The sequence below is a fragment of the Actinoplanes sp. HUAS TT8 genome (assembly GCF_051380535.1).
Lineage (GTDB): Bacteria > Actinomycetota > Actinomycetes > Mycobacteriales > Micromonosporaceae > Actinoplanes.
This window is the reverse complement of sequence record NZ_CP195646.1, coordinates 26,234-50,669: the sequence shown is the minus strand read 5'-3', so window position 1 is coordinate 50,669 and position 24,436 is coordinate 26,234. Positions and strand designations below refer to the sequence as shown.

Annotated in this window: 24 protein-coding genes; 7 read left to right on the top strand and 17 right to left on the bottom strand. The window is 71.0% G+C overall.

The window, feature by feature from the left end:
- Positions 1–199 precede the first annotated feature (199 nt).
- Both ACSHV8_RS00220 and ACSHV8_RS00215 read left to right on the top strand, forming a co-directional pair.
- Positions 200–709 carry a hypothetical protein gene (locus ACSHV8_RS00220; protein ID WP_436528161.1) on the top strand — a complete coding sequence of 170 codons (510 nt, stop codon included), beginning with the start codon at positions 200–202 and terminating at the stop codon, positions 707–709.
- A 141-nt stretch (positions 710–850) separates the two neighbouring features.
- Positions 851–1,645, top strand: a complete 795-nt coding sequence (locus tag ACSHV8_RS00215) for an alpha/beta fold hydrolase (protein WP_436528159.1) — start codon at positions 851–853, stop codon at positions 1,643–1,645.
- On the opposite strand, the gene ACSHV8_RS00210 is transcribed toward ACSHV8_RS00215, so the two are convergent.
- Positions 1,639–2,964 (bottom strand): hypothetical protein, encoded by a 1,326-nt coding sequence (locus ACSHV8_RS00210; RefSeq protein WP_436528158.1) that lies wholly within the window; start codon positions 2,962–2,964, stop codon positions 1,639–1,641. The two genes, ACSHV8_RS00215 and ACSHV8_RS00210, sit on opposite strands and share 7 nt — an antisense overlap.
- A gap of 82 nt (positions 2,965–3,046) precedes the next feature.
- The gene (locus ACSHV8_RS00205) at positions 3,047–3,940 is read right to left on the bottom strand and encodes an aminoglycoside phosphotransferase family protein (RefSeq protein ID WP_436528156.1); all 894 of its coding nucleotides are present in this window, start codon (positions 3,938–3,940) and stop codon (positions 3,047–3,049) included.
- Positions 3,941–4,103: 163 nt separating this feature from the next.
- On the opposite strand from ACSHV8_RS00205, the gene ACSHV8_RS00200 reads away from it, so the two are divergent.
- Positions 4,104–4,769, top strand: coding sequence for a permease-like cell division protein FtsX (locus ACSHV8_RS00200; protein ID WP_436528154.1), 666 nt, complete (start codon positions 4,104–4,106; stop codon positions 4,767–4,769).
- A gap of 45 nt (positions 4,770–4,814) precedes the next feature.
- Here ACSHV8_RS00200 and ACSHV8_RS00195 read toward each other — a convergent pair whose 3' ends face one another.
- The 9 genes from ACSHV8_RS00195 to ald all read right to left on the bottom strand — a co-directional run bounded on the left by ACSHV8_RS00195 (position 4,815) and on the right by ald (position 14,353).
- Complete coding sequence (locus ACSHV8_RS00195; RefSeq protein ID WP_436528152.1) at positions 4,815–5,579, bottom strand: pseudouridine synthase; 765 nt, start codon at positions 5,577–5,579, stop codon at positions 4,815–4,817.
- Positions 5,548–6,585 carry an SMC-Scp complex subunit ScpB gene (gene scpB / locus ACSHV8_RS00190; RefSeq protein ID WP_436536645.1) on the bottom strand — a complete coding sequence of 346 codons (1,038 nt, stop codon included), beginning with the start codon at positions 6,583–6,585 and terminating at the stop codon, positions 5,548–5,550. Before scpB ends, ACSHV8_RS00195 begins: the two co-directional genes overlap by 32 nt.
- A gap of 32 nt (positions 6,586–6,617) precedes the next feature.
- The gene (locus ACSHV8_RS00185) at positions 6,618–7,688 is read right to left on the bottom strand and encodes a segregation and condensation protein A (protein ID WP_436528150.1); all 1,071 of its coding nucleotides are present in this window, start codon (positions 7,686–7,688) and stop codon (positions 6,618–6,620) included.
- A gap of 144 nt (positions 7,689–7,832) precedes the next feature.
- Complete coding sequence (locus ACSHV8_RS00180) at positions 7,833–8,921, bottom strand: adhesin (protein WP_436528148.1); 1,089 nt, start codon at positions 8,919–8,921, stop codon at positions 7,833–7,835.
- Between the two features lie 23 nt (positions 8,922–8,944).
- On the bottom strand, positions 8,945–10,090 hold the full coding sequence (locus ACSHV8_RS00175; protein WP_436528146.1) for a hypothetical protein: 1,146 nt from the start codon (positions 10,088–10,090) through the stop codon (positions 8,945–8,947).
- Between the two features lie 515 nt (positions 10,091–10,605).
- Positions 10,606–11,280, bottom strand: coding sequence for a hypothetical protein (locus tag ACSHV8_RS00170; RefSeq protein WP_436528144.1), 675 nt, complete (start codon positions 11,278–11,280; stop codon positions 10,606–10,608).
- Positions 11,281–11,292: 12 nt separating this feature from the next.
- Positions 11,293–12,225, bottom strand: coding sequence for a ParA family protein (locus ACSHV8_RS00165; RefSeq protein WP_436536643.1), 933 nt, complete (start codon positions 12,223–12,225; stop codon positions 11,293–11,295).
- A 101-nt stretch (positions 12,226–12,326) separates the two neighbouring features.
- Positions 12,327–13,241 (bottom strand): site-specific tyrosine recombinase XerD, encoded by a 915-nt coding sequence (gene xerD / locus ACSHV8_RS00160; RefSeq protein ID WP_436536641.1) that lies wholly within the window; start codon positions 13,239–13,241, stop codon positions 12,327–12,329.
- Positions 13,238–14,353, bottom strand: coding sequence for an alanine dehydrogenase (ald, locus tag ACSHV8_RS00155; protein ID WP_436528143.1), 1,116 nt, complete (start codon positions 14,351–14,353; stop codon positions 13,238–13,240). The genes xerD and ald overlap by 4 nt, the downstream gene beginning before the upstream one ends.
- Before the next feature lie 126 nt (positions 14,354–14,479).
- On the opposite strand from ald, the gene ACSHV8_RS00150 reads away from it, so the two are divergent.
- The gene (locus ACSHV8_RS00150) at positions 14,480–15,685 is read left to right on the top strand and encodes a barstar family protein (RefSeq protein ID WP_436528142.1); all 1,206 of its coding nucleotides are present in this window, start codon (positions 14,480–14,482) and stop codon (positions 15,683–15,685) included.
- Between the two features lie 22 nt (positions 15,686–15,707).
- Positions 15,708–16,493, top strand: a complete 786-nt coding sequence (locus tag ACSHV8_RS00145; protein WP_436528140.1) for an SAM-dependent methyltransferase — start codon at positions 15,708–15,710, stop codon at positions 16,491–16,493.
- On the opposite strand, the gene ACSHV8_RS00140 is transcribed toward ACSHV8_RS00145, so the two are convergent.
- Positions 16,483–17,121: a maleylpyruvate isomerase family mycothiol-dependent enzyme gene (locus ACSHV8_RS00140; protein WP_436528138.1), complete on the bottom strand. Its 639-nt coding sequence runs from the start codon at positions 17,119–17,121 to the stop codon at positions 16,483–16,485. The genes ACSHV8_RS00145 and ACSHV8_RS00140 overlap by 11 nt on opposite strands.
- A gap of 50 nt (positions 17,122–17,171) precedes the next feature.
- Positions 17,172–17,588: a VOC family protein gene (locus ACSHV8_RS00135; RefSeq protein WP_436528136.1), complete on the bottom strand. Its 417-nt coding sequence runs from the start codon at positions 17,586–17,588 to the stop codon at positions 17,172–17,174.
- Between the two features lie 92 nt (positions 17,589–17,680).
- On the opposite strand from ACSHV8_RS00135, the gene ACSHV8_RS00130 reads away from it, so the two are divergent.
- Positions 17,681–18,658, top strand: a complete 978-nt coding sequence (locus tag ACSHV8_RS00130; protein WP_436528135.1) for an NAD(P)-dependent alcohol dehydrogenase — start codon at positions 17,681–17,683, stop codon at positions 18,656–18,658.
- On the opposite strand, the gene ACSHV8_RS00125 is transcribed toward ACSHV8_RS00130, so the two are convergent.
- Together ACSHV8_RS00125 and ACSHV8_RS00120 are read right to left on the bottom strand one after the other, a co-directional pair.
- On the bottom strand, positions 18,648–19,892 hold the full coding sequence (locus ACSHV8_RS00125; protein WP_436528133.1) for an MFS transporter: 1,245 nt from the start codon (positions 19,890–19,892) through the stop codon (positions 18,648–18,650). The two genes, ACSHV8_RS00130 and ACSHV8_RS00125, sit on opposite strands and share 11 nt — an antisense overlap.
- Positions 19,893–19,936: 44 nt before the next feature.
- The gene (locus ACSHV8_RS00120) at positions 19,937–20,449 is read right to left on the bottom strand and encodes a helix-turn-helix domain-containing protein (protein ID WP_436528131.1); all 513 of its coding nucleotides are present in this window, start codon (positions 20,447–20,449) and stop codon (positions 19,937–19,939) included.
- Positions 20,450–20,626: 177 nt separating this feature from the next.
- Here ACSHV8_RS00120 and ACSHV8_RS00115 point away from each other — a divergent pair, with 177 nt between their 5' ends.
- Positions 20,627–22,018, top strand: a complete 1,392-nt coding sequence (locus tag ACSHV8_RS00115) for an alpha/beta hydrolase (RefSeq protein ID WP_436528129.1) — start codon at positions 20,627–20,629, stop codon at positions 22,016–22,018.
- Between the two features lie 3 nt (positions 22,019–22,021).
- Here the strand turns inward: ACSHV8_RS00115 and ACSHV8_RS00110 are convergent, their stop codons facing one another.
- Positions 22,022–22,570 (bottom strand): NUDIX domain-containing protein, encoded by a 549-nt coding sequence (locus ACSHV8_RS00110; RefSeq protein ID WP_436528128.1) that lies wholly within the window; start codon positions 22,568–22,570, stop codon positions 22,022–22,024.
- Positions 22,571–22,619: 49 nt separating this feature from the next.
- Positions 22,620–24,320: a CTP synthase gene (locus tag ACSHV8_RS00105; RefSeq protein WP_436528126.1), complete on the bottom strand. Its 1,701-nt coding sequence runs from the start codon at positions 24,318–24,320 to the stop codon at positions 22,620–22,622.
- Positions 24,321–24,436: the final 116 nt, after the last annotated feature.

Genomic DNA, 24,436 nt, shown 5'->3' with positions numbered 1-24,436 from the left:
ACCCACCGACAGGCCCAAGGCAAGCGCAGCTACGACAGCTATACGCCGTCTCATGCAGAGCCCCCGCTCTCAGCTTTCTTCAAGAATTCGGCGAAGCATGCGGGATGACTATCGATGTCCACAAGATCTTGTTCAGAGCGCGTTCACCTGCATACCCTCCGTTGCAGTCCAAAAAGGCGAGGTCACGGGGGTTGCGCAGATGCATAGGTCACAATTCGGTATCGGCACGTTTCGAGGGCGTCTGATCGCCGGTGGAGCGGTCCTCGTCATCGCCGCCGGGATCACCACGTGGGCACTGTGGCCGGACCCGGAACCCCGGCAGCGGGAGTACCGGGACGCCACCGCCTGCCTCCTCACCGGCGAGGAGGGCATCGGCGGCGAGCCCGCGAACACGGTCTGGTCGTCGATGCAGCAGAGCTCGACCACCACTCTGGTCCGCGTGCAGAATCTGCCGGTGAGCGGGCCGCAGACCGTCGACAACGCCAACGGTTTCATCAATTCTTTGATCGCCACCAGATGCGGTGTGATCGTCGCCGTGGGTAAGAACCAGACGGCCGCCGTGGATCAGGTCGCCTCGGCGAACCCGCAGGTCACGTTCGTCACCGTCGGTGGCGGGACCACGGCCGGAAACGTTCAGGTGGTCGATGCCGCCGGCGTGCCGAATGCCATTTCCACGGAACTCCAGAAATTGGCCTCAGAGGCATCATGAAAAACATTTACGGTACGGCCGTGAATGGTTGCCGACATCCACCGGAGGGGGTCCCCGAGCCGGCCGGACCCTCGTGAGGCCTGGGCCACGTCATCCGTATTGGATCTTCCCTGCGCGAGCAAGTTTTTCTACGGTGGGCCCATGACTCGCACGGCAGACGTCAACGGAATCACGGTCAGCTACGACGACTACGGTGCCGGGCCGGCCTTCGTGCTGGTGCACGGCCACCCGTTCGACCGTTCGATGTGGTGGCCGCAGATCTCCGCACTGACCGCCGAGGGTTACCGCGTCATCGCCGCCGACCTGCGCGGCTACGGGCAGAGCACCGTCGTCCCGGGCGTGACCACACTGGAGACGTTCGCCCGGGACACGTTCGCGCTGATCGACCACCTGGAGCTCGACGAGGTCGTGCTCGGCGGGCTGTCGATGGGCGGGCAGATCGTGATGGAGTGCTACCGGCTCTTCGGCGACCGCATCGCCGGGCTGGTCCTGGCCGACACGTTCCCGCAGGGCGAGACCCCGGAGGGCCACGCCCACCGCAACCGGGTCGCCGACCAGTTGCTGGCCGAGGGCATGACCGGGTACGCCACCGAGAACCTGGCGAAGATGATGGCCGCGTACAACGTGACCGCGATGCCGCAGGTCGCCGAGCACGTGTGGAACATGATGATCCGCACCTCGCCGGCGGGCGCCGCGGCCGCCCTGCGCGGCCGGGCCGAGCGGCCCGACTACCAGAAGCTGCTGACCACGATCGCGGTGCCGACCCTGATCGTGGTCGGCCGCGACGACGAGTTCACCCCGGTCGCCGACGCCGAACTGATGAACCGCCTGATCCCGGAGTCGATGCTCACGATCGTCGACGGCGCCGGCCACCTGCCGAACCTGGAGCAGCCGGCCGCGTTCAACGCCGCCCTGCACACCTTCCTCGATCAGTAGGACCGGACGAACACGTCGGGCACCGCGTTGGTGTCCCCGGCCACCAGGTTGTCGGCCACCGAGGAGAAGGCCACGACGTGGTCGTCCCCGGCGATCGACGGTTCGCCGCTCCAGTCCGTGGCCGGCCGGCCCGAGGTGGCGACGCTGACCAGCGTGGTGGTCCGGTCCCGCAGGTCCCGCACGAAGACGTCCTCGCTCGCGTTGCGATCGCGCGGCACCAGGTCGGTCGCCGGCGAGCTGAACACCACGTAGCGCCCGTCGGCACTGATCGAGGCACTGTTGGCATGGTCGTCGGCCGGCCCGCCGGAGGCGGCCACACTGGCCGGGGTGGTCCGCCCGGCCAGGCGGTCCCGGACGAAGACGCCGACCAGCGCGTCGTCGTCCCCCGCGACCAGGCCCGGGGCATCGGACATGAACGCGATCAGACGCCCGTCCGCGCTGATCGACGGAGCGAACGCGTTGCCCTGCCCCGGTGTGCCGGCCCGGGTCCGGCTGACCAGCGTGGTCTGCCCGGTCCGGCGGTCGCGCAGGAACACGTCGGAGAAGCCGTTGGTGTCGCCCGGCACCAGGTTGCCGGCGAACGACTCGAACGCGACATAGCGGCCGTCGTCGCTGATCGCCGGTGACCGGCTCAGATGATTGGCCTGACCGCCGTCGCCGGCGACGCTCACCCGGGTGGTCCGGCCGGTGGCACGGTCGTGCAGGAACACGTCCGAGAAGCCGTTGGTGTCGCCCGGCACCAGGTTGGTGGCCTCCGCGTCGAACAGCACGTACCGCCCGTCGGCGCTGAGCGCCACCGAGAAGGCGCTGAAGCCGTCGGCCTGCGCGCCGGTGCTCGACACGCTGACCCGGCTGGTCCGGCCCTGCCACAGGTCGCGGACGAACACGTCCGAGGTGTCGTTGGTGTCGCCGGGCACCAGGTTCGCGGCGTACGACAGGAAGGCGACGTATCGACCGTCAGCGCTGATCCGGACCTCGCCGTGCGCGCCGCCGTCGGCCTGGGCGCCGCCGTCGGAGACGTTCACCCGGCGGGTCGTGCCGGCCCAGCGGTCCCGGACGAACACGTCCCAGGCGTCATTGGTGTCGCCGGGCACCAGGTTCGACGCGGCCGAGACGAAAGCAACGTACCGGCCGTTCCGGCTGACCTGCGGGCCGAGGCTGGTCTGATCGCCCTGGCCGCCGCCGACGGCGACACTGACCCGATCGGTGCGGGCGCCGCCGGGTTCAGCCCCGGCGGGCGAGGCCGGAGCCGTGAACGCCACCACCCCCGTCACGGCGACGATGGTGCGCTTGATCGTTCTGACCTGGTCACCGGACATCGTTGATCCCCTCACGATCACGACCGCGGGACGCTCTTGGCGCTGTCATCCTGGCACCGATGACCGCCGATGTCGCCCCGGATCAGTAGCGAGCGAGAAGCGACTCCGCGATCAGGCGATCCGGGTGGGCCGACCAGCTCTCGGTGCCCTCCTCGGCCGCCCAGACCAGGTTCTGCAGGACGCGGGCGAGCGTCCAGCGGGCCGCCCGCGGCCGGTCCAGGCCGAGGACCTCGGTCATCAGGTCGAAGCAGGACAGCGGGTCGATCTCCGGCCAGCGGTTGTGCAGGGCCGGCAGCAGCTCGAACCCGGGGTCGCCGGCCAGCGGTTTCGGATCGATGGCGACCCAGCCGTGGCCGTCCGGGGTGGCCAGGACGTTCTCGTAGTGCAGGTCCCAGTGCAGCAGCCGGTCGCCCGGCTCGGACCGCACCTCGGCCAGCGCCGCCGCGCACGAGCGGGCCAGATCCCGGTCGGCCGGGTCGGGCAGCTGCGGAATCGCGCGATGCGCGCGGTCCAGGAGCCGGGACGCGATGTCCGACAGGTGGCGAAGGCCCGGCGGCGCGGCGACGGCATGCAGTTCTTTCAAAACCTCACTGAGCGTACGGAGGGCAACCCGCACCTCCGCCACCGAACCGAGATCGCGCCGCGCGTCGAGCCGCTCCAGCAGCATCGAACCGGACTCGGCGTCGTGCTCCAGCAGGCGTACCGCCCCGCGCCCCCGCCACGCCCGCAGCGCGGCCGGTTCCCCGGCCGTCTCGTCGTCGATCGGCTGCAGCTTGAGCACCGCCGGGGTCCCGTCGACCCGCCGCACCGGCAGGACCAGCGCCACCGCGCCGTGCCCGGGGTTCCCGTCGAGCCGCAGCCCCCACTCGTCGAGGTGCCGTTCGGCCAGCTCGGACAGCCCGGCCATCCAGACCGCGGTGGCCGGGCCGAAGTACCGCTCGTGCGAGGCCCGAAGCCCCTCCGGGACGATCACCACAGCCCGACCCTAGGCGCACGCCCCGGAACCCGCGACCCGGTCCCCGGCCGGCTCTTCGGAGTGCCTCACGGGACCGGAGACACCCGGGAGGGCCGGCCGGCTCCGAGAAACGCCAGCGTGGAGATACCCACGAGTAGGTTCGGGCCGGTAATGTTCCGCGATCGTGAGCGACAATTCCCCGGAGACGCCCGAGCCGGCCGCGAAGCACGACCCCGAGACGCCGTCCCCGGCCGAGCCCTCGCCGACCGCCGCGCACCACGACCCGGCCGCCGAGCGTGAGGCTGAGCAACCGGAAACGGCCGAGCCGGCCGGCACCGAGCGGCCCGCGTCGGCCGCCGGGGAGCGCTTCAAGCCGGCCGACGGGGTGAAGCCGACCAGGAAGCGGCGCGGCCCGCCCGTCGCCGTCGTCGCGCTGGTGGCACTGCTCGTCGGGGCCGGCGCCACCTTCGGCGGCCTGTGGTTCGCCGGCTGGCGTCAGGTGCCCGAGGAGAAGTACACGATGGTGGTGATCCTCAAGGACGGGACCAGCCAGCAGCAGAAGGACGAGATCCAGAAGGTGCTGGAGACGCTGCCCCAGCACAGCGCGGTCCGCCTGGTCGGTAAGGCCGAGGCGTTCGCCGAGGCGCAGAAGGCCTACGCCTCGCAGCCCGAGGCGCTGGCCGGGCTCAAGGAGGAGAGCATGCCGGAGTCGTTCCGGCTCTCCGTGGTCGAACGGGACTTCGACTGCACGCCGCTCAAGCCGCTCGGCGGGAACACCGCGATCACGAAGATGTCCGTGGTCAAGCCCTACGTGAACGAGAGCAACCCGGGCGCCGACGTCCTCTGCTGACGCCGGACCGGACCCGGCGGGCCCGGACGGGCCCGCCGGTCGGTGTCACTCCGGTTCGTCGCCGACGGCCTTGAACAGGGCCGCGACCTCGGCGTTGGACAGGTGGCGGAAACCGCCGGGGCGCAGGTCACCGAGGCGGATCGGGCCCACCGCGGTACGGATCAGGCGGGTGACCGGGTGGCCGACCTCGTCCATCATCCGGCGCACGATGTGCTTGCGGCCCTCGTGCAGGGTGATCTCCACCTGGGCGGTCTTGCCGATCGCGTCGACCAGTCGGAACGAGTCCACCCGGGCCGGGCCGTCCTCCAGCACGATGCCGGACTGCAGCGCGCGGCCGACCGTGCGTGGCAGCGGGCCGACGACCTCGGCCAGATACGTCTTGCTGACCCCGAACGACGGGTGCATCAGCTTGTGGGCCAGGGTGCCGTCGTTGGTCAGCAGCAGCAGACCCTCGGAGTCGGCGTCGAGCCGGCCGACGTGGAACAGCCGCTGCTCGAAGTTGACCTGCAGGAAGTCGGCGAGCTCGGAGCGGCCCTTCTCGTCGTCGAGGCTGGAGACGACGCCGCGCGGCTTGTTCAGCGCGACGTAGACCAGCTTGGTGTTGGTGATCACCCGCGAGCCGTCGACGTAGATCTCCGCGGTGGCCGGGTCGACCTTGTCGCCGAGCTTGGCGACCCGGCCGTTGACCATGACGCGCCGCCGGAAGATCAGGTCCTCGCAGGCACGGCGGGATCCAACACCGGCCGAGGCCAGGACTTTCTGGAGGCGTTCGGCGGTGTCAGCCTGAGGCATCGAGCACTTCTTCCACATCGTCGGGCAGGAACGGAGCTAGCGGCGGCAGCTGATCGACCGAGTTCAGGCCGAGTTTCTCCAGGAACAGAGCGGTGGTCCGGTACAGATACGCCCCGGTCTCCGGCTCGGTGCCGACCTCTTCGATCAGGCCGCGAGTGACAAGCGTACGCATGACACCGTCACAGTTCACACCGCGGATGGCCGAGATGCGCGACCTGGTCACCGGCTGCTTGTAGGCGACTACCGCGAGTGTCTCCAGGGCGGCCTGGGTGAGGCGCACGGACTGGCCGTCCAGCACGAACCGTTCGACGTAGGCCGCGTACTCCGGGCGGGTGTAGAGCCGCCAGCCGCCGGCCGCGCGCCGCAGGTCGAAGCCGTGCCCGGCCGCGGTGTAGCGGGCCGAGATGTCGTCCAGCATCCGGGTGACGCGCTCGACCGGCTGCTCCAGGACCTCGGCCAGCTTCAGCTCGTTAGTCGGTTCGTCCACGACGAGCAGGATCGCTTCCAGGGCGGCGGCCAACTCGGCGTCATCCACAACCCTTTCCGGCGTACGGTCGTCGCCGGTCTCGTCGGCCCGCGGACCGGTGGCCTGGGCCGGAACCGCCGGCGCGGCGACCGCCGCGGGCCGGGCCGGCGTGATCTCGGCGACAGGCGCGGCCTCGACCTGCACCGGGACGTCCGCGACCGGTGCCGAGGAGTCCGCGACCGGCACCGGGGCGTCCTCGAAGTGCGCGGCGGTGTCCGCGAGGCCGGCCACGTAACCCAGCGCCTCGGCCTCGGACCGCGCGGGCTCCTCGACGGGAGCGGGCTCCGGCTCGGCGGGTGCTTCCTCGTCCGCACCCGGCAGCTCCGGCGGGGCGTCGATGAGCTCGGGCACGGCCTGATCGCCGTACGCCGCATCGGTTTGAATGTGATCTGAATCGGACACCGAAGCTTCAGCGGAGGCCTCTTCGGCCTCGGCCTGGAAGTCGCGGTCCGGTTCGTCGTCGCGCTTGCGCTCCCACGGCGGCACCCACGCGCCCATCTGCGCGGCCAGGGACTCCTGACGCTCGTCGCTCACTGCTGCTTCTCCTCCAGGGCCGCCTCGTCGCCCTCGTCAAGATCGCCATCCGGCGGGGCCGAGTCAAGCTCGCTCGCAGGCGTTTCGTCCGAACCGGTGGCGGTCTCACCGTCATCATCGGACCCGGCACCCTCCGGACGGTCCGGATTGTCGGTGATCTTCTCCGGGCTGCCCTCGTAGTCGTCCACGGACAGCTCGGCCGCCTGGTCACCGCCGATCCAGCGAACGGTCAGCTCGTCCAGCGACACCGGCTGCTCGAAGTCGATCAGATCCTGCCGGTACAGCTCCAGCAGCGCCAGGAAGCGGGCAACCACCTCGAGCAGGCTGTCGCAGTCGGCCACCAGCAGGCTGAACGTGGCCACCCCGATGCGGCGCAGCCGGTCCCGCAGCATCTCGGCGTGCTCGCGGACGCTGACCCGCACCTGGTGGATGTGCGCGATGGAGACCTGCGGCGGCCCCGGTTTCGGGGTGAACTGCTTGAGCGCCAGCTTGAACAGCCGCTGCGGGCCGATGCCGAGGACCAGCTCGGGCAGCGCCTCCGCGTAGCGGGCCTCCAGCGTGACCATTCTCGGCCAGCGGCGCGCGCCGATCCCCTCCAGCTCGTGGATGTGGGCGGCCGCCTCCTTGTACGCCTTGTACTGCAACAGGCGGGCGAAGAGCAAGTCGCGGGCCTCCAGCAGGGCCAGGTCCTCCTCGTCCTCGACCTCGGCCGAGGGCAGCAGCCGGGCCGCCTTGAGGTCCAGCAGGGTGGCCGCGACCAGCAGGAACTCGCTGGTCTCGTCGAGATCCCAGTCGTCGCCCATGGCCCGGATGTAGGAGATGAACTCGTCGGTCACCACGTGCAGGGCGACCTCGGTGACGTCCAGCTTGTGCTTGCCGATCAGCTGCAGCAGCAGGTCGAACGGGCCCTCGAAGTTGTGCAGCTTGACCGTGAACTTTCCGGAATCGGCCTCCGCCGCCGCGACGACCGCCGCATCATCGGAGGCGGTGGGCTCCGGATCGGGCGGCAGCTCGTCGGCAGACACCGGCTGGGCAGGCTCTTCAAGCACCTGCCGACCGTAGACCATGCCTGTGACAACGCGCTCCGGGCTCACGCCCTACCAACGTCACAAAGAGCCCACGGTTGCGCGAAAGTCCTGCTCCGGCGCGCTTTTCTCGGGTAGACGACCGGGCCGCCACGCTTGCGGCGCGGCGGCCCGGGACAACGACGGTCAGCTGATCGGTGGGTCGGTGCCCTCGGACGGCGACGGATGCGGGTGCGGGCGAGGTTTCGGCTGCTCAGCCTGCGCCTCGGGCGGCGTCGTCGACTGCTGCGGCGGCGCGTAGGAATCGGGCGCCGCATAACCCGGCATCGGGCCGGGCGCCGGCATCGCCGAGACCGGGCCGGGAGGCGCCGAGACCGGCCCGCTCGGCACCGGCATCGGCCCGGACTGCGACGGCATCGCGTTGTGCTGCGCCGGGCCCGCGCCCGGGTGCGGCCCGGGGTGCGGTGCGTAGGCCGGTGCCACCCGCGCCCGCAGGTCACGCACCGGGACCTCGGCCCCGAAGACCGCGCCGGCGGGCACCAGCAGCCCCTGCGCGGCCACGTCGGCGCCCTCGCGGACCGCGGAGTGCACGGCCTCGCGCAGCGCCCGCACCCGTTCGGTGCGCAGCATCCGGTCGACCGAGCCGCCGCGCCCGGACATGCCACCGACCAGGTCGCGCAGGAAGTGCCCGAGCAGGGTCACCCCGCGCCGGCCGCGGGCCATGGTCCAGCCCAGGTAGAGGCTGCTGCCGTACGGGAAAACCGAGATGAAGATCTGGTAGTTCCGATCGGTGATCATCAGCCGGTTGTTGATCACCTCGGGCGGCAGGAGGTCACTGCGCACCCGTACGGCGTCGGCCTCCACCGGGATGCCGCGACGCCGCAGCGTGCCGTAGATCGCCGCGTACGCAGAGTCGGCGCTCTGCCACCGGTCCTCGATCAGCGCCTTCCACTCGGCGACCGACTCGTCCACGCGGGCCGAGAGCAGGACCACCCAGAAGATGATGAAGCTCAGCAGAGACCCGATCGCGAACACCTCGTCGCCCGGCGTGTTCTCGCTGAACGCGTTGGGCTCGGAGACCGCGCGGACGAACAGCGCCAGGAACGCGAAGACGGCCCAGACGACGAGCGCCGGAACCGCCGCCGACAGCCACAGCCGGAGCAGCGTCCAGACCGGGACCGACTCGTCCAGCCCGAGCTCCACCGGATTGTGCCGCAGGCCTTGCATCCGGTACGCGACGTCGCCGTTGCCCGGGCCGAGTGCGGGCATGCTCATGGATCCTCACTTTCTAGTGCGAGTCAGGTCAGGGAAACCTGGATGCCGGTGGGGGTGGCCTGCGCGTTGCCGTTGATCCGGAACGCCGAGTCGCCGCTCTGCGACTTCCGCGCCCCGCGGTAATCGGTGTAGGTGGCGCTCCAGTGCACTTTCCCGGCGCCGTCGTCGACGAGCTGCACGGCCGCGCCGCTGAACCACATGATGCTGTCGGTCCGGACGTCCACCTGCGGGTACGTCGTGATCGTCCAGGTCACCACGACGTCGGTGCCGGGCACGTTGAGCCCGAACGGGCAGCCCGCCGGCTGGGCGGTCGTGCTGCCGGCGCACTTGTCCAGGGCGGTGCGCACCTGGCCCTGGATGCTGTCGCGGGCGCCGCCGGCCAGCTCGGGCACGCCGAACTGCAGCGGGGCGACGTAGTCGACGATTCCGTTGGCCTGCGCGACGGCGCTGGCCCGGCTCTCGGCGAGCAGGGTGTTGCCTGCCGCTACGGCCTCGTACGCGCCGGGGAACGCTGCGGTCGCCCGCTCGGCCGTGCCCAGGCCGACACCGTTCACGGTGACCTGCCGGCCGCGCTGGCCGTCGATGCCGAGCAGGACGAACGGCAGCCGCAGCCGCCACTTCCCGTTCTCCTCGACCGCGACCAGCTCCTGGGCGACGGACTGCCCGCCGGCCCGGTAGACGACCCGTACGGATCGCGCCTCGGTGCCGAACTGGCCGCCCGCGGTCATGTCGTCGCCGACCTCGACGTCCCGCGGGCGGTCGCCGCTCCGGTCCAGGGCGGCGTCGCTGAGCAGCGGATACTTCCCGGTGTCGATCTGGTCGGCCGAGGCCACCCAGGCGAGCGCGGCCGAGGCGTCGCCGTCGGACAGGGCGTCGAAGTAGCGCTCGGCGGCCACCCGCGGGCTGTTACCGGTGTGGGCGGCGACCACCGTGACCAGGCCGGCGGCGACCAGCAGGACGCCGACGGCGGCGACGATCGCCAGGACGGGACTTCCAGGACGTACCGAAGAATCAGCGGAACCGAGGGTCAGAGACGGACCCGGGAGCGGGGGCGCGGGGGCCGCGGGAACCGGCGGTGGAGCGACGACCACGGGCGCGGCACACCAGCCGCACCACTGCCGGTCGCCCGGCCCGTCACCCCCGCAGCAGAAGCAGAGGGTCTTCTCCATTACCGCATCTCCCGGTCACCGTAAGTCACCGGAACGCTACCCGAATCGGCGGTTATCGGTCAGCCGGTTCAAGATCGGTCAACCGTGCGGGCCCCCTTCAGACCGGCCGGCATGAGCTCCACCCGAACCCACGCGAGGCCGCAGCCACTCCGGGCCCGGCCGCGGGGTCGCAGTCTCCGGCTGGTGCTGAGGGTTGTAAAAACGTCCGGAAGCAGCCCTCAGCACCAGCTGGGGATCGCGACCCGCGGCCGGGCCCGGAGTGGCTGCGGCCTCGCGTGGGTTCGGGGTTGCTCTGACCGCAACCAGCCGCGGAGGAAACGAGCTCCAAAACTGTCCACGGGGGTTTGTGGTTTGACCGCAACCAACCGACCACGTCGCCCTTGCGGGCCTCGCGTTCTGGCCGCGCCAGCGGCCTGCGAGGGTCGGAAGGGTCCCCGCGGGAGCGACGATCGGGACCACGGCGGACCGAGGCAATGAAGAATTTGAAGTTGATCTTCGGGGTGGGGCGCCGCGGGTTATCCCCAGACGCGGAGGAAGAAGTTGCCGAGGATGTCGAGGATGCGGGTGACCAGGGGGTAACCGCCGGGGAAGAGGCTGAAGATCAGCAGGACCAGGACGCCGATGTTCTTGTCCTCGAACCACAGGCGCATCCACTGCATGCCGGGGCCGGGCTTGCGCAGCGCGTTGTGCAGGATGCCGAAGCCGTCCAGCGGGGGCATCGGGATCAGCGCGAGCAGGCCGAACGCGAGCAGGCCGACGCCGAACGAGAGCAGCGCCTGCTGGCCGTAGGGCAGGCCGTCGACGCCGTGCAGGACGCCGGTGACGGTCAGGTACCGGAACAGGCCGGGGTCGGACTCGGTGAGGGCGAACGCGGCGACCAGGAGTTCGCCGGCGAGGATGCAGGCGACCGGGCCGGCCGCGAAGACGGCGGCCGATCGGCCGCGTCCGCGCCAGCGGGGGACGTCGTCGACGGTGAGCATCTTGCCCCAGCCCATGCCGCCGAGGGCGGCGCCGACCGCGCCGAACGGGTCGAGGTCGTGGCGCAGGTTCGGGGTGAGCCGGTCGCCGCGGTCGGCGAGTCCGACGGTGCGCGCGGTGAAGCGGATGGCGACGGCACGCAGCATGACGCCGCACAGGAAGGAGACGACCAGTGCGGCGAACGCGACCGGCGTCCCGAGCGCGAACAGCACCGGACCTGGGTCCTACCCTCGTTCGACCTTGGCCGCGATGACCTCGCGAGCCAGCTGACGGTAGTTGCGGGCGCCCGAGGACGCCGGGTCCAGCGTAGTGATCGGGGCGCCGGCCACGGTCGACTCCGGGAACTTCACCGTTTTCGTGATGACCGTCTGGTACACCTTGTCGCCGAACGCCTCGACGACCCGCTGCAGCACCTGGCGGCAGTGGGTGGTGCGGGAGTCGTACATGGTGGCCAGGATGCCCTCGAGTTCGAGGTCGAAGTTGAGCCGCTCGCGCACCTTGTCGATGGTGTCGAGCAGCAGGGCGACACCGCGCAGCGAGAAGAACTCGCACTCCAGCGGGATGAGCACGCCGTGCGCGATGGTCAGCGCGTTGATCGCCAGCAGGCCCAGGGAGGGCTGGCAGTCGATCAGGATGAAGTCGTATTCCTTACGGACCGAGCGCAGGGCCCGGGCCAGGGCCATCTCGCGGGCGACCTCGTTGACCAGCTGGATCTCGGCCGCGGAGAGGTCGATGTTGGCCGGCAGCAGGTGCAGCCCGGCCACATTGGTCTTGATGATGACGTCCTCGGTGGCGACGTCGTCCTGCATGAGCAGGTTGTAGATGCTCAGGTCGAGGTTGTGCGGGTTGACGCCGAGGCCGACCGAGCAGGCACCCTGCGGGTCGAAGTCGACGAGCAGGACCTTGCGCCCGTACTCCGCCAGGGCGGCTCCGAGATTGATGGTGGTCGTCGTCTTGCCGACACCACCCTTCTGGTTGGCCAGGGCGATGATCCGCGCCGGGCCGTGCCGATCGGTCGGCATCGGCTCGGGGATCGGGCGGCGCATCGTGTACGCGGTGGGGTCCGCCGGACCGAGGTCGGCGCCCAGGTCCAGGGAATTCTGCTGATCGCGGAGCGCGGTTGTCCAGGCTTCCGCACGGTCGCCGTTCGCTGCCATCGCCATCGCCCCCCTCCCGACTCGAAGCCCGACTGTACGCCACACGTGCCGTCCCCTCGGGGTCAGCCGTTCGGCGTGTCGCACCTATGGATGCGTAGCTTCTAACGAGCGCGCGGGTGAGAAGTCGCGTAGACCTCTCGCAGACGCTCGACGGTCACCAGCGTATACACCTGCGTCGTGGTGACCGAGGCGTGTCCCAGCAGTTCCTGCACCACCCGCACATCGGCGCCGCCGTCGAGCAGATGCGTGGCGTACGAGTGACGCAGCGTGTGCGGGCTGACCGCGTGCGGCCCGTCCACCGGCAGGCCGGCCGCGGCGGCGCATCGGTGCAGGACGGTCCAGGCGCTCTGCCGGGAGAGGCGCCCGCCGCGGGCGTTGAGGAAGATCGCCGGGGTGCCGCGACCGTTCTCGGACAGTGACGGTCGCGCCCGTACGAGATAGGTCTGCACCGCACTCTTGGCGTACCCGCCGACCGGCACGAGACGGGTGCGCCCGCCCTTGCCCCGCAGCACGGCGGCGCTGTCGTCGCCGAGTTCGAGGTCGTCGATGTCGGCGCCGACCGCCTCGGAGATCCGGGCCCCGGTGCCGTAGAGGAATTCCAGCAGCGCCCGGTCGCGCAGGCCCAGCGGGTCGTCCGCGGCCGGGACGGCCAGCAGCCGCTCGACCTGGTGCACGTCGAGAGCTTTGGGCAGGCGCTTGGGCGGGGCCGGCGGGTGCACGTCGGCCGCGACGTCGTGCGGCACCAGGCGTTCGCGGACGGCGAACCGGTGCAGGCCGCGGACCGCGCTGATCGCCCGGGCGGCCGACGAGGCGGCCAGACCGTCCTCGCGGAGGGTGGCCAGGTGCCCGGTGACGTCGGCCGGCCGGACGGCGGCCAGGTCGGTGATCCCGGCCGCGGTCAGCTGCTCGGCGTAGCGGTCGAGGTCGCGCCGGTAGGAGGCGAGCGTGTTGCGGGACAGGCCGCGTTCCACGCCCAGGTGGTCCAGGTACGCCGTTATCGCCCGATCGAGTGTCAGTTGAGCACCTCCGTCAACCGTGTCACCGCCATGCCGTGCGCCTCGGCCACCGGCCCGTAGACCACGTGGCCGTCGTGCGTGTTCAGGCCCGCGGCCAGCGCCGGGTCGTTGCGCAGGGCGGACCGCCAGCCCCGGTTGGCCAGTTCCAGAGCGTACGGGAGAGTCACGTTGGTCAGCGCGTAGGTGCTGGTGTGCGGCACGGCGCCGGGCATGTTGGCCACGCAGTAGAACATCGAGCCGTGCACCCGGTAGGTCGGGTCGTCGTGGGTGGTCGGCCGGGACGCCTCGAAGCAGCCGCCCTGGTCGATCGAGATGTCGACCAGCACGCTGCCCGGTTTCATCCGCGCGACCAGGTCGTTGGAGATCAGGGTCGGTGCCTTCGCGCCCGGGACCAGGACCGCGCCGACGACCAGGTCGGCGTCGAGGACGGCGCGTTCGATCTCGTACGCGTTGGAGGCGATCGTCTGCAGGTGCCCGCGGTAGTCGGCGTCGGCCGCCCGCAGCCGGGCGATGTTGCGGTCCAGCAGCATCACCTCGGCCTGCATGCCGAGCGCGATGGCGGCCGCGTTCATCCCGGACACACCGGCGCCGATGACGACCACCTTGGCCGCGTAGACGCCGGGCACGCCGCCCATCAGCACACCGCGCCCGCCGCCCTGGCGCATCAGGTGGTACGCCCCGACCTGCGGTGCGAGCCGCCCGGCGACCTCGGACATCGGGGCCAGCAGGGGCAGCGAGCGGTCCGGCAGCTCGACCGTCTCGTAGGCGATCCCGGTGATCCGCCGGTCGACCAGCGCGTCGGTGCACTCCTTGGACGCGGCCAGGTGCAGGTAGGTGAAGAGCACCTGGCCCTCACGCATCCGGTGGTACTCGCTGGCCACCGGCTCCTTGACCTTGAGGACCAGGTCGGCGTCGGCCCACACCGCGTCGGCGTCGGGCAGGATCGTCGCGCCGGCGTCCCGGAAGTCGGCGTCGGTGATCGACGAGCCCATCCCGGCCGCGCTCTGCACGAACACCTGGTGACCGGCGCGGGCGAACTCGAAGACACCGGCCGGGGTGATCGCGACCCGGAACTCGTTGTTCTTGACCTCGCTGGGGATACCGACCTTCACTTCATTCTCCCTGCGTCACCGCGACGTTGCGTTGCGCGATATGTCCTTATCCGCCGCAGACTACCCCGGTTCATACGCACTGATCCCCATGTCCGCGTCACGCCGGTGAACCGGTACGGTCGCCCGATGACCGGCTTTCCCTGGCTTCTCGTCGACCAGAACATCGACGACGGCGACGCGGTGGTGGCGGCCTGCGCCGACATCGACGGCCTGTTCGCCGACCCGGGTGAGCTGCCGGTCGAGCGGTACACGCTGCAGGGCTGCGCCCCGGCCGGCGCGCTGCGCGCGGCGTGCGACGGCTTCGGTGCCCCCTGGGTGGGCAACATCGGTCTGGAGACGATCCACCGGCCCGACTCCAAGCATCCCCGCGAGTGCTGGGAGTGCACCGAGGAGCTGCTCGACCTGAACGTGGTCGACGTGCGCCCGACCGGGTTCGGCGTCTTCGACGTCACCCTGGAGGGTCGTCTGCGAATAGACCCCGAACACCGCAAACGCCGCCGCGGGCCGGACCGCGCGCCCGAGTCGGACGGATACGTGCTGACCGGCATCACCGGTGAGGGCGAGGAGAAGTTCGGCACCTGCCAGGACGTGACCGGGGTGTTCCGGCCCCGGCCGGCGGTGCTGCCCCGGCCGGCCACGCTGATCGGCTGCCGGCCCGAGCCGCGCCTGACCCGGGCCATCGACGCGCTCCAGCGGGGCGCCGCCCGGCACCGGCGGATGATCATCGCGTCGATCTTCAGCGTCGCCGACGACGGCACCGCGACCCACATGCTGGACAGTGGACTGGGGGCCGAGGTGTCGGATGTCCGTCCCTCGGTACTCGGGGACGGTCTGCTCGACGTGACGTTTGAGAGCACGTACGGGGATGCGATCAAAGGCGGACGCCCGTCCGGCGCCCGGGAGATCTGGGAGCACTGGCGGGCCGGCCGGCCGGCCGAGACCGGGCTGTGGGCGGCGTTCCCGGCCGAGCTGCGGCACGAGTGGGCCGGCGCCGCGCTCGCGCATCACCGGCCCGGCCCGGACCGGCCCACCGGGCGCACCTATCACCTGGACGGGCGAAACGTCACCGACGAGGACGGCTTCTACTGCGCGATCGGTGAGGCGGTCAACGGCCCGGGCGGGTACTTCGGCTGGAACGCCGGTGCGCTGCACGACTGCCTGCTCGGTGACTGGGGTGCCGCCCCTGGGTTCCGGCTGGTCTGGCACGACTCGACGGTGGCCCGCAAGCACCTGGTGCCCGGTTACGACCGCCGCGATTTCTGCCCGTCGGTGACGATGGACCACCTGCTCGCCTGGCTCGCCGAGGACGGGGTCGACGTCGAACTGCGCTGATCTGTTCGACTACATTGCACGCATGGCTGTTGATCTCAACACCGACGTTCCGCACTCCGCCCGCATCTACGACTACCTGCTGGGCGGCAAGGACAACTTCGCGGCCGACCGCGCCGCCGCCGGCGAGATCGTGAAGGCCTCCCCCAGCCTGCCGATCTCCATGCGGGCCAACCGTAACTACCTCGCCCGCGCGGCCCGTTACCTCGCCGCCGACCTGGGCATCCGCCAGTTCGTGGACATCGGCGCCGGGCTGCCCACCTCGCCCAACCTGCACGAGGTCGTCCAGGGCGTCGACCCGGCGGCCCGGGTGGTCTACGCCGACAACGATCCGATCGTGCTCGTGCACGCGCGGGCGCTGCTCACCTCCACCCCGGAGGGCTCCACCGCCTACCTCGACGCCGATCTGCGTGACGTCGAGAAAATCATTCAGGCTTCCGAGGTACGGGCGTTGGACCTCAGCCGCCCGATCGCCATCTGCCTGATCGCCATCCTGCAGTTCGTCACCGACGAGGACGAGGCGCACCGGATCATCGACACGCTGATGGCGCCGCTCGCACCGGGCAGCGCGCTGGCCATCTCGACCGTGACCGCGCACAACGAGCAGGCCGTGCAGGGCGCCAAGGCGTACACGGCGCGGGGCATCGCGGCCAAGCCGCGCACCGACGCCGAGGTGACCGACCTGTTCCGCGGCCTGGAGCTGGTCGAGCCCGGTGTGCAGCTGGTGCACCGGTGGCGGCCCGACGCGGCCGCGGCCGGGGTGGACGACCTGCACGTGCAGATGTCGGGTGGGGTCGCGATCAAGCGCTGAGGCGCGCTCGCAGCGCGGCCACGCCACTTCCGGTCAGCTCGTCCAGCACCACCGGGCGGCCGGTCACCGCGAGCAGCACCGCCTCGCCACGACCTCGGACGGTGAGCAGACCCTGCCCGCCCTCCCAGTCCAGGTCCTCGGCCAGGAAGCGCAGGCCGTCGAGCCGGCCGCGCGGCACGAACGAGCCGCGCGCCTTCGGCCCGAGCAGGAATTCCAGTGACAGCAGCATCCGCTCCGGGACCAGATCGCGGGTCAGCCCGAGCGGCCGGCAGATGTCCTGACCGTGCACCTGCAGGTCGGTGAGCTGCCCCAGCGGGTCGACGACGCGCGGGTTGAAGAGGAACTCGGCGTTCATCCGCAGCTGCAGCGCGATCTCGTCGGCGGTCAGGTCGGTGGCCAGGTCACGGACCAGCTCGGCGTTGGCCCGGTGCACCCGGAAACCGTGCCGGACGACGGCCGGCACGATCCGGCGCGCGCCGAAGATCCACGGGGCGCACAGGTGGGCGGCGACCTCGTGCACGGTCCAGGCCTCGCACAGACTGTTCGTGTACAGCTGGCTCGGCTTGAGCGTCTCGACGAGTTCGGCCATGCGGCGGCGCTCATCGGCGATCATCGACACAAGGTCCACGATGGACAAGTTACCGTGCGAAGCCGCCCCGCTACAGGATCCGGCGCCCTTCACTCACCCACGAACACACAAAATGTGTGCCCGGCCGGGTCGGCGTAGACGCGCAGCGGCTCCTCCGGGTCGTCGCTGCGGTCGAAACGCAGCGTCGCGCCCAGGCTCAGGGCCCGCTCGTGCTGCCGGTTCAGCTCCTCGACGGACGGGACGGACGTGTCCAGGTGCAACTGCTGCGGGATCTCGCCGCCGGGCCAGGTGGTCGGCTTCAACCCCGGCTCCTGCTGGAACGCCAGCCGGACCCCGCCGTCACCGACGAGCACGAGCCAGTCGCGGCCCTTCTCGTCGTCCTGCCCCGGGGCGGGCGGCTCGTCGCCGGGCCGATACTCCAACCCGAGCAGGCGCCGGTAGAACTCGGCCAGGCCGCGCGCGTCCGGAGTGTCCAGCACGACCGACTGCAGCCTCGGAAAACCCATGTCTCCTCCTCCATCGTTCGATGCCGCCGCTGAACGTACTACCCACCCCGGACGAAAAGTCCCGGTTGCCGCGCGTCCATACCGTCGGTCGTATGAGAGCTGTCGTTCAGGACGTCTACGGCGAGGCCGACGTGCTCCGAGTCGGCGACGTCGACCCGCCCGTACCGCAACCCGGTGAGGTCCTCATCCGGGTCGTCGCCGCCGGGGTCGACCCCGGCGTGTGGCACATGATGACCGGCCGGCCGTGGGCCATGCGCCCGGTCACCGGCCTGCGCGTGCCCAAGGTCCGGGTGCGCGGCCGCGACCTGGCCGGCGTCGTCGAGCAGGCCGGCGAGGGGGTGACCGGCTTCCGGCCCGGTGACGAGGTCTACGGCACCACCTCCACCGGTTCCTTCGCCGAGTATGCGACGGCCCCGGCCGCCCGGATCGCCGCCAAACCGGCCAACCTCTCGTTCGAGCAGGCCGCGGTCGTCCCGGTCTCCGGCACCACGGCGCTGCAGGCGATCCGCGACGCCGGCCGGGTCGGCCCCGGCCTGCGGGTCCTGGTGATCGGCGCCGGTGGCGGCGTCGGGTCGTACGCGGTCCAGCTGGCCGCCGCGGCCGGTGCCGAGGTGACCGGGGTGTGCGGCGCGGCCAAGGCCGACCTGGTCCGCTCGCTCGGCGCGACCGACGTGCTCGACTACCGGACCGAGGAGGTCGACGCCCGCGGCCCGGTCTTCGACGTGATCGTCGACATCGCCGGCAGCCGCCGCCTGTCGCTGCTGCGCCGGGCGCTCACCCCGCGCGGCACGCTGGTGCTGATCGGCGGCGAGGCCCGGGGCACGGCCCTGCTCGGCGGCATGAGCCGGGCCTGGATCGCCGCGCCGCTGGCCTCCCTGGTCAGTGGGCAGCGCCTGGTCGGGATGATCGCCAAGGAGAACGCGGACGACCTGCGGGCGCTGGCCGAGCTGATCGAGTCGGGCACGCTGCGCCCGGCCGTCGAGCGGGTGTTCCCGCTGTCCGCCGCGGCCGAGGCGGTCCGGCTGGTCGGCGGCGGTCACACCGGCGGGAAGCTGGCCGTCACAGTCTGAGCCGCTCGGCGGCCCGCGGGGTGCGTTCGATCCAGGCCAGCACCGGGCGCGCGGCCAGCGCACACGCGGCGAACCCGGCGCCGATCACCCACCAGCCCCAGCCGCCGGAACCGATCACCAGGAAGGTCAGCCCGGCCGGCCCGGCCATCCGGGCCACCCCCTGCACCGAACGGTCCAGGCCGGCGTAGACCCCGCGCCGCGCGGCCGGCGGAACCTCCACCTGCAGATACCACTGGGACGCGGAGGCCCACAGCTCGGTGGCGGTGAACAGCAGGACCGCCAGGAACAGCAGGGCGACCGCCGGCCAGCCACGGGTCGATCCGGTCGCGGCGGCGATCGGGCAGGCGACCGCCGCGCTCAGCGCCGCCGCCCGGGTCAGCCGGATCACCCCCGGCATGCTCGCGGCGCCGCGGGTCGCCCGCACCTGGAAGGCCACCGCCAGCACGGTGTTCAACGCGACCAGGCCGCCCAGCACCGGTTTCGGCACATCGGTCCGGGTGATCACCCAGAGCTGCAGCACATCGGTCCAGAGGATCGCGTGCAACCACAAAAACCCATAAAGCACCGACCCCATCGCGTACGGCAGGTCCCGCAACACCGTCCACGGCCCGGGCCGTGGGCCGTCCCCGGCCGCGGCCGGCGCGACCGTCGGCATCCGCGCCACACAGATCGCGTTGACCGCCGACACCGCACTCGCCGTGAACGTCAGGATCAGCAGCCCCGGCCGGGAGTCCAGCGCCAGCGCGCCGGCCCCGAGACCCGCGCCCACGGTCCAGCCCACGTTGAGGTACGCCCGGCTGAACGCCATCACCCGCACCCGGCTCTCCGGCGTCACCGCGGCCGCGGTGTAGACCACCCGCCCGCCGATCGACAGCGTGTCGGCGGCCGTCTGCACGACCATCAGCAGCAGAAACGGCCAGAAACTGTGGGCCAGCGGGTAGGCCGCGAACGCCACCGCCCGGGCCGCCGAACCGAACGCCCAGGCCCGGCGCCCGCCCAGCACGTCGGCCAGATGACCCAGCGGCATCGAACCGATCACCGCCGTGAAACCGGCCACGGACAGGCCGATGCCGATCCGGGCCGGGGACAACCCGACGTACAGGCTGTAGAAGACGACACTGCCGGCCAGGAACGCGCCGACGCCGACACCCCAGAGGGCGCTCTGCACCGCGAGCATCCGGGGCAGGCCGGCCGGTGGAAGGATCTTCCCGATTGAAACTCGTGAATCGGTCATCGAGGTCCATCGGATCACCGAACGACCGAATGATCAATGATGGTCTATCTGGTTGCGGCCAGGATCACGAGAAGGGGCACGACCCTTTCACCCGGGATCGTGTACTGCCCGCGGCCCACCGTGCGCAGCCAGCCGGCCGACACGAGCTGGCGCAGATGGTGGTAGACCTGCCCGGTCGTGCCCAGCTCGGCATCCTCGGCCAGGTCGGCGGCGGCCCGCGTACCCGAAATGATCTTTTGAAGCAACCGCAACCGGACCGGATGGCCGAGAGCGGCCAGCACCGGCGCCGCCTCGGTCCAATCGATCTCCAGGAGGTCGTCGAGCATCCGGCCGTACTGCCAGTCGTAGTGCTCCCCGGTCGGCAGATCGACCGTGCCGGTGAACAGGACACCGCCGGTGGTGTCGGCGACCTTGGCGCGCAGGCCTTCCAGGGCCCAGAAGGTCTCCGCGTGCGCGACGTCGGCGGGGGGCTCGGGGGCGGGTTTCGCGGCCTGCTCGACCAGGTCGGCAACAACACGTTCCAGGGCGGCGAGGCGTTCGCTCAGGTCATCACTCATGAAGACGAACTTACGGAAGTACGTAAATCCCGTCCATGCCGTTTCGCCATGTGCACGGACCATCGCCGGGCGGCTGGAGCGGATCTAGGGGACGCATTAGGGGACGATCCCGATGGGCCCGGGGACGTGGGCGGAGAACGATGAATCGGTCAGCGTCACTGGACCCGAGGAGTCGCCATGCGCCTGGTCGCCCTGATCACCGCGCTCGCCCTGAGCATCGCCCCGACCGGCGTGACCCACCAGGCGCCCGGTCTCGACTGGGGTGAGTGCGTCGACGACGTGCCGGGTTTCCCCCCGGATGAGAACGAGGTCTGCGCGACCCTGACCCTGCCCGTGGACTGGGCGGATCCGCACGGCCCGACGTTCGGGATGGCGGTGGAGAAGCGGATCGCCCGGGATGCCGGCCGCCGGGTGGGGACGCTCGTCTTCGGGCCGGGCGGGCCGATCGACTCCGGTGTGGAGCGGATGCGTAAGGGCGATCGGTTCAGCGACGAGCAGCTGGACCGGTTCGACCTGGTGAGTTTCGATCCCCGCACGGTTCACCGGACGGCCGCGCCGACCTGCACGCCGTCGGCCGATCGCCCGCCGGTCATCCTGCGGGACCAGGCCGGCTTCGACGCGACCGTGACCGCCAACCGGGCCTACTGGGCGCAGTGCGCCGCGACCAGCCCGGTCTTCGAGCACGCCGCCTCGGTGACGCTCGCGCGGGATCTGGACGCGCTGCGCCAGGCCCTCGGCGAGCGGAAGCTGACCTTCCACGGCAGTTCCTACGGGACGTTGCTGGGCCAGATGTACGCCGAGCAGTTCCCCGACCGGGTTCGCGCGATCGTGCTGGAGAGCGTGTTCGACCACGACCTGCCGGTGACCGATTTCGTCCGCACCGAGGCGGCGGCTCTGCAGGATTCGTTCGACGAGTTCGTGGCCTGGTGCGGGCGGGTCACCACGACCGAGTGCGTGCTGCACGGCACCGACGTCCGGGCCACCTGGCGGTCGATCCTGCAGCGCGCGGACGCCGGTGGGTATTCGCCGCGGAACTCGTTCGAGATCGCCTCGGCGCCGCTGGGGTTCCTGCAGACTCCGCGCTGGTCCGACTTCGCCCAGGTGATCAAGGCGCTGGACGGTGGTTACGTGCCGTCCGCGCCGAACCTGGACGTGGCGTCGGGGATCTTCTGCGGGGACTTCCCGGCCGGGGTGCGCGACTTCCGGTCGTACGCGAAAGTCTTGAAGGTCGCGGCCGAAGCAGCGCCGGACGTGCGGTACGGCGCCGGGATGCTGGCCATCTCGACGTGCCTGGGGTGGCCGAAACCGATCGCGAATCCGCCGCACCGGCTGGCGGTCCGCACCCACGTCCCGCTGCTGTTGATCAACGCGGTGCACGACCCGCGGACGGCCTACCCGTGGGCTCAGCACGTGGCCGCCGAGCTGGGCCGCAGCGGCCGGCTGGTCACCTATCAGGGCTGGGGCCACGGGTCCTACCAGCGCAGCGCCTGCATGACCGCAGTGGTGGACCGCTACCTGATCGACCTGACGGTCCCGCCGCCGGGCGCGTCCTGCCCGGCGGCGGAGTAGGACCTAGACGGTCCGGGCGGCGGCCAGCAGGCCGGCCACGGCGGCCGCGTTCGTGATCTCCCCGCGGAAGATCATCGCGATCGCCTCGTCGAGGCCGACCCGGGTGACCTCGAGGTCGGCCTCCTCGTCGTGCCGGGCGAAACGGTCCGCGTCCGGCACCGGCGAGAGGTCCCGGGCCAGGTAGATCAGCACGTGCTCGGTGCTGAAGCCGGGCGAGGTGTGCACCTCGACCAGCTTCTCCATCCGCCCGGCGACAAGGTCGGCCTCCTCGGCCAGTTCGCGGGCCGCGGCCAGCGCCGGCTCCTCGCCGTCGATGTCGCGCAGCCCGGCCGGGAGTTCCCAGATCCGCCGGCCGAGCGGATGCCGGTACTGCTTGATCAGCACGACCCGGCCGTCCTCGTCGAGCGCGACCACCACGACCGCGCCCCGGTTGCGGACCACGTCGCGCTTGGCGGTGCCGCCGTCGGACATGGTCACCTCGTCGGTGACCACGTCGAAGATCGCCCCGCGGTACTGCTCGGTCGTGCCGACGGTCTCGTGCTCGAACGCCATCAAGAGACCCCGGCCGTCCCCTGAGCGCGACTCATGACGGCGCGGCCCATCAGGATGCCTCGACCGGCTCGGAGGCGGCCTCGACCGGCAGCTCGTCGGCCGCGTTGTAGACCACGGCGGCCTTGACCAGGCCGTCGAAGAGCGGGTGCGGCCGCGTCGGCCGGCTCTTCAGCTCCGGGTGCGCCTGGGTCGCCACGAAGTACGGGTGCACGGCCCGGTCCAGCTCGATGAACTCCACCAGGCGGCCGTCCGGCGAGGTGCCGGAGAAGATCAGGCCGGCCTGCGCCAGCTTGTCCCGGTAGTCGTTGTTCACCTCGTAGCGGTGCCGGTGCCGCTCGGAGATCTCGGTCGCGCCATAAACCTCGGCGACGATCGAGTCCTCCTTGAGCGCGGCCGGGTACGCCCCCAGCCGCATGGTCCCGCCCATGTCGCCCTTACCGGCGACGATGTCCTCCTGGTCGGCCATGGTCGAGATCACCGGGTAGGCCGCGGTCTCGTCGAACTCCAGCGAGTTGGCCCCGGTCAGTCCGGCCAGGTTGCGGGCGGCGTCGATGGTCATGCACTGCAGGCCGAGGCAGAGGCCGAGGATCGGGATGCCGTTCTCCCGGGCGTACCGCGACGTGTTGACCTTGCCCTCGATGCCGCGCACCCCGAAGCCGCCGGGGATCACGATGCCGTCGACGCCCTTGAGCGCGGTGGCGGCGCCGGCCGGGGTCTCGCAGCTGTCGCTCGGCACCCACCGGATCTGGATCTTCACGGTGTTGCCGAAGCCGGCCGCGCGGATCGCCTCGGTGACCGACAGGTAGGCGTCGGGCAGGTCCACGTACTTGCCGACGAGCGCGACGGTGATCGTCCGCTTCGGGTGGTGCACGCGTTCCAGCAGGTCGTTCCAGGTCTTCCAGTTCACGTCGCGGAACGACAGGCCCAGACGGCGTACGACGTACGCGTCCAGCCCACCGTCGTGCAGCACCTTCGGGATGTCGTAGATGCTGGGCGCGTCCGGGCAGCCGATGACCGCCTCGACGTCCACGTCGGTGTAGAGGGCCAGCTTCTCCTTCATCTTGGCCGGGATCTCCCGGTCGCTGCGGCAGATCAACGCGTCCGGCTGGATACCGATGTTGCGCAGCGCGGCCACCGAGTGCTGGGTCGGCTTGGTCTTCAGCTCCCCGGACGGGGCGAGGTACGGCACCAGCGACACGTGCAGGTAGAACACGTGGTCCCGGCCGACCTCGTGGCGGACCTGACGGATCGCCTCCAGGAACGGCAGCGACTCCATGTCGCCGACGGTGCCGCCGACCTCGGTGATCACCACGTCGGGGACCAGGCCGTTCTCGTCCGGGTCGGCCATCGCGAAGATCCGGCTCTTGATCTCGTTGGTGATGTGCGGGATCACCTGGACGGTGTCGCCCAGGTATTCGCCGCGCCGTTCCCGGGCGATGACGGCCGAGTAGACCTGGCCGGTCGTCACGTTCGCCTTGCCGGACAGGTCCCGGTCCAGGAAGCGCTCGTAGTGCCCGACGTCGAGGTCGGTCTCGGCGCCGTCCTCGGTGACGAAGACCTCACCGTGCTGGAACGGGTTCATCGTTCCCGGGTCGACGTTCAGGTAGGGGTCGAGCTTCTGCATCACGACGCGAAGACCGCGGGCGGTGAGCAGATTGCCGAGACTGGAGGCGGTGAGGCCCTTGCCCAGCGAGGAGGCGACGCCCCCGGTGACGAAGATGTGCCGAGTGTCGCGCACTGTTGAGGCCAAGGCCCGCTCCCGTGGTCGCCTGTCAGGTGAAGATGCAGACCGGGGCTTCATCGCCCCATCCACGGGAGTTCACCGTAACACTGTTTGCCGGGCCTGCCACGTTCGGGCTGGTCGGC

Coding starts and splice junctions, on each gene's coding strand:
- ACSHV8_RS00165 (WP_436536643.1), bottom strand. CDS start 12,225: ATGGCAGCGAACGGCGACCGTGCGGAAGCCTGGACAACCGCGCTCCGC.
- ACSHV8_RS00145 (WP_436528140.1), top strand. CDS start 15,708: ATGGCTGTTGATCTCAACACCGACGTTCCGCACTCCGCCCGCATCTAC.
- ACSHV8_RS00150 (WP_436528142.1), top strand. CDS start 14,480: ATGACCGGCTTTCCCTGGCTTCTCGTCGACCAGAACATCGACGACGGC.
- ACSHV8_RS00175 (WP_436528146.1), bottom strand. CDS start 10,090: ATGGAGAAGACCCTCTGCTTCTGCTGCGGGGGTGACGGGCCGGGCGAC.
- ACSHV8_RS00130 (WP_436528135.1), top strand. CDS start 17,681: ATGAGAGCTGTCGTTCAGGACGTCTACGGCGAGGCCGACGTGCTCCGA.
- ACSHV8_RS00110 (WP_436528128.1), bottom strand. CDS start 22,570: ATGGCGTTCGAGCACGAGACCGTCGGCACGACCGAGCAGTACCGCGGG.
- ACSHV8_RS00125 (WP_436528133.1), bottom strand. CDS start 19,892: ATGACCGATTCACGAGTTTCAATCGGGAAGATCCTTCCACCGGCCGGC.
- ACSHV8_RS00135 (WP_436528136.1), bottom strand. CDS start 17,588: ATGGGTTTTCCGAGGCTGCAGTCGGTCGTGCTGGACACTCCGGACGCG.
- ACSHV8_RS00215 (WP_436528159.1), top strand. CDS start 851: ATGACTCGCACGGCAGACGTCAACGGAATCACGGTCAGCTACGACGAC.
- ACSHV8_RS00115 (WP_436528129.1), top strand. CDS start 20,627: ATGCGCCTGGTCGCCCTGATCACCGCGCTCGCCCTGAGCATCGCCCCG.
- ACSHV8_RS00210 (WP_436528158.1), bottom strand. CDS start 2,964: ATGTCCGGTGACCAGGTCAGAACGATCAAGCGCACCATCGTCGCCGTG.
- ACSHV8_RS00120 (WP_436528131.1), bottom strand. CDS start 20,449: ATGAGTGATGACCTGAGCGAACGCCTCGCCGCCCTGGAACGTGTTGTT.
- ACSHV8_RS00185 (WP_436528150.1), bottom strand. CDS start 7,688: ATGGTCTACGGTCGGCAGGTGCTTGAAGAGCCTGCCCAGCCGGTGTCT.
- ACSHV8_RS00220 (WP_436528161.1), top strand. CDS start 200: ATGCATAGGTCACAATTCGGTATCGGCACGTTTCGAGGGCGTCTGATC.
- scpB (WP_436536645.1), bottom strand. CDS start 6,585: ATGGGCGCGTGGGTGCCGCCGTGGGAGCGCAAGCGCGACGACGAACCG.
- ACSHV8_RS00180 (WP_436528148.1), bottom strand. CDS start 8,921: ATGAGCATGCCCGCACTCGGCCCGGGCAACGGCGACGTCGCGTACCGG.
- ACSHV8_RS00195 (WP_436528152.1), bottom strand. CDS start 5,579: ATGTGGAAGAAGTGCTCGATGCCTCAGGCTGACACCGCCGAACGCCTC.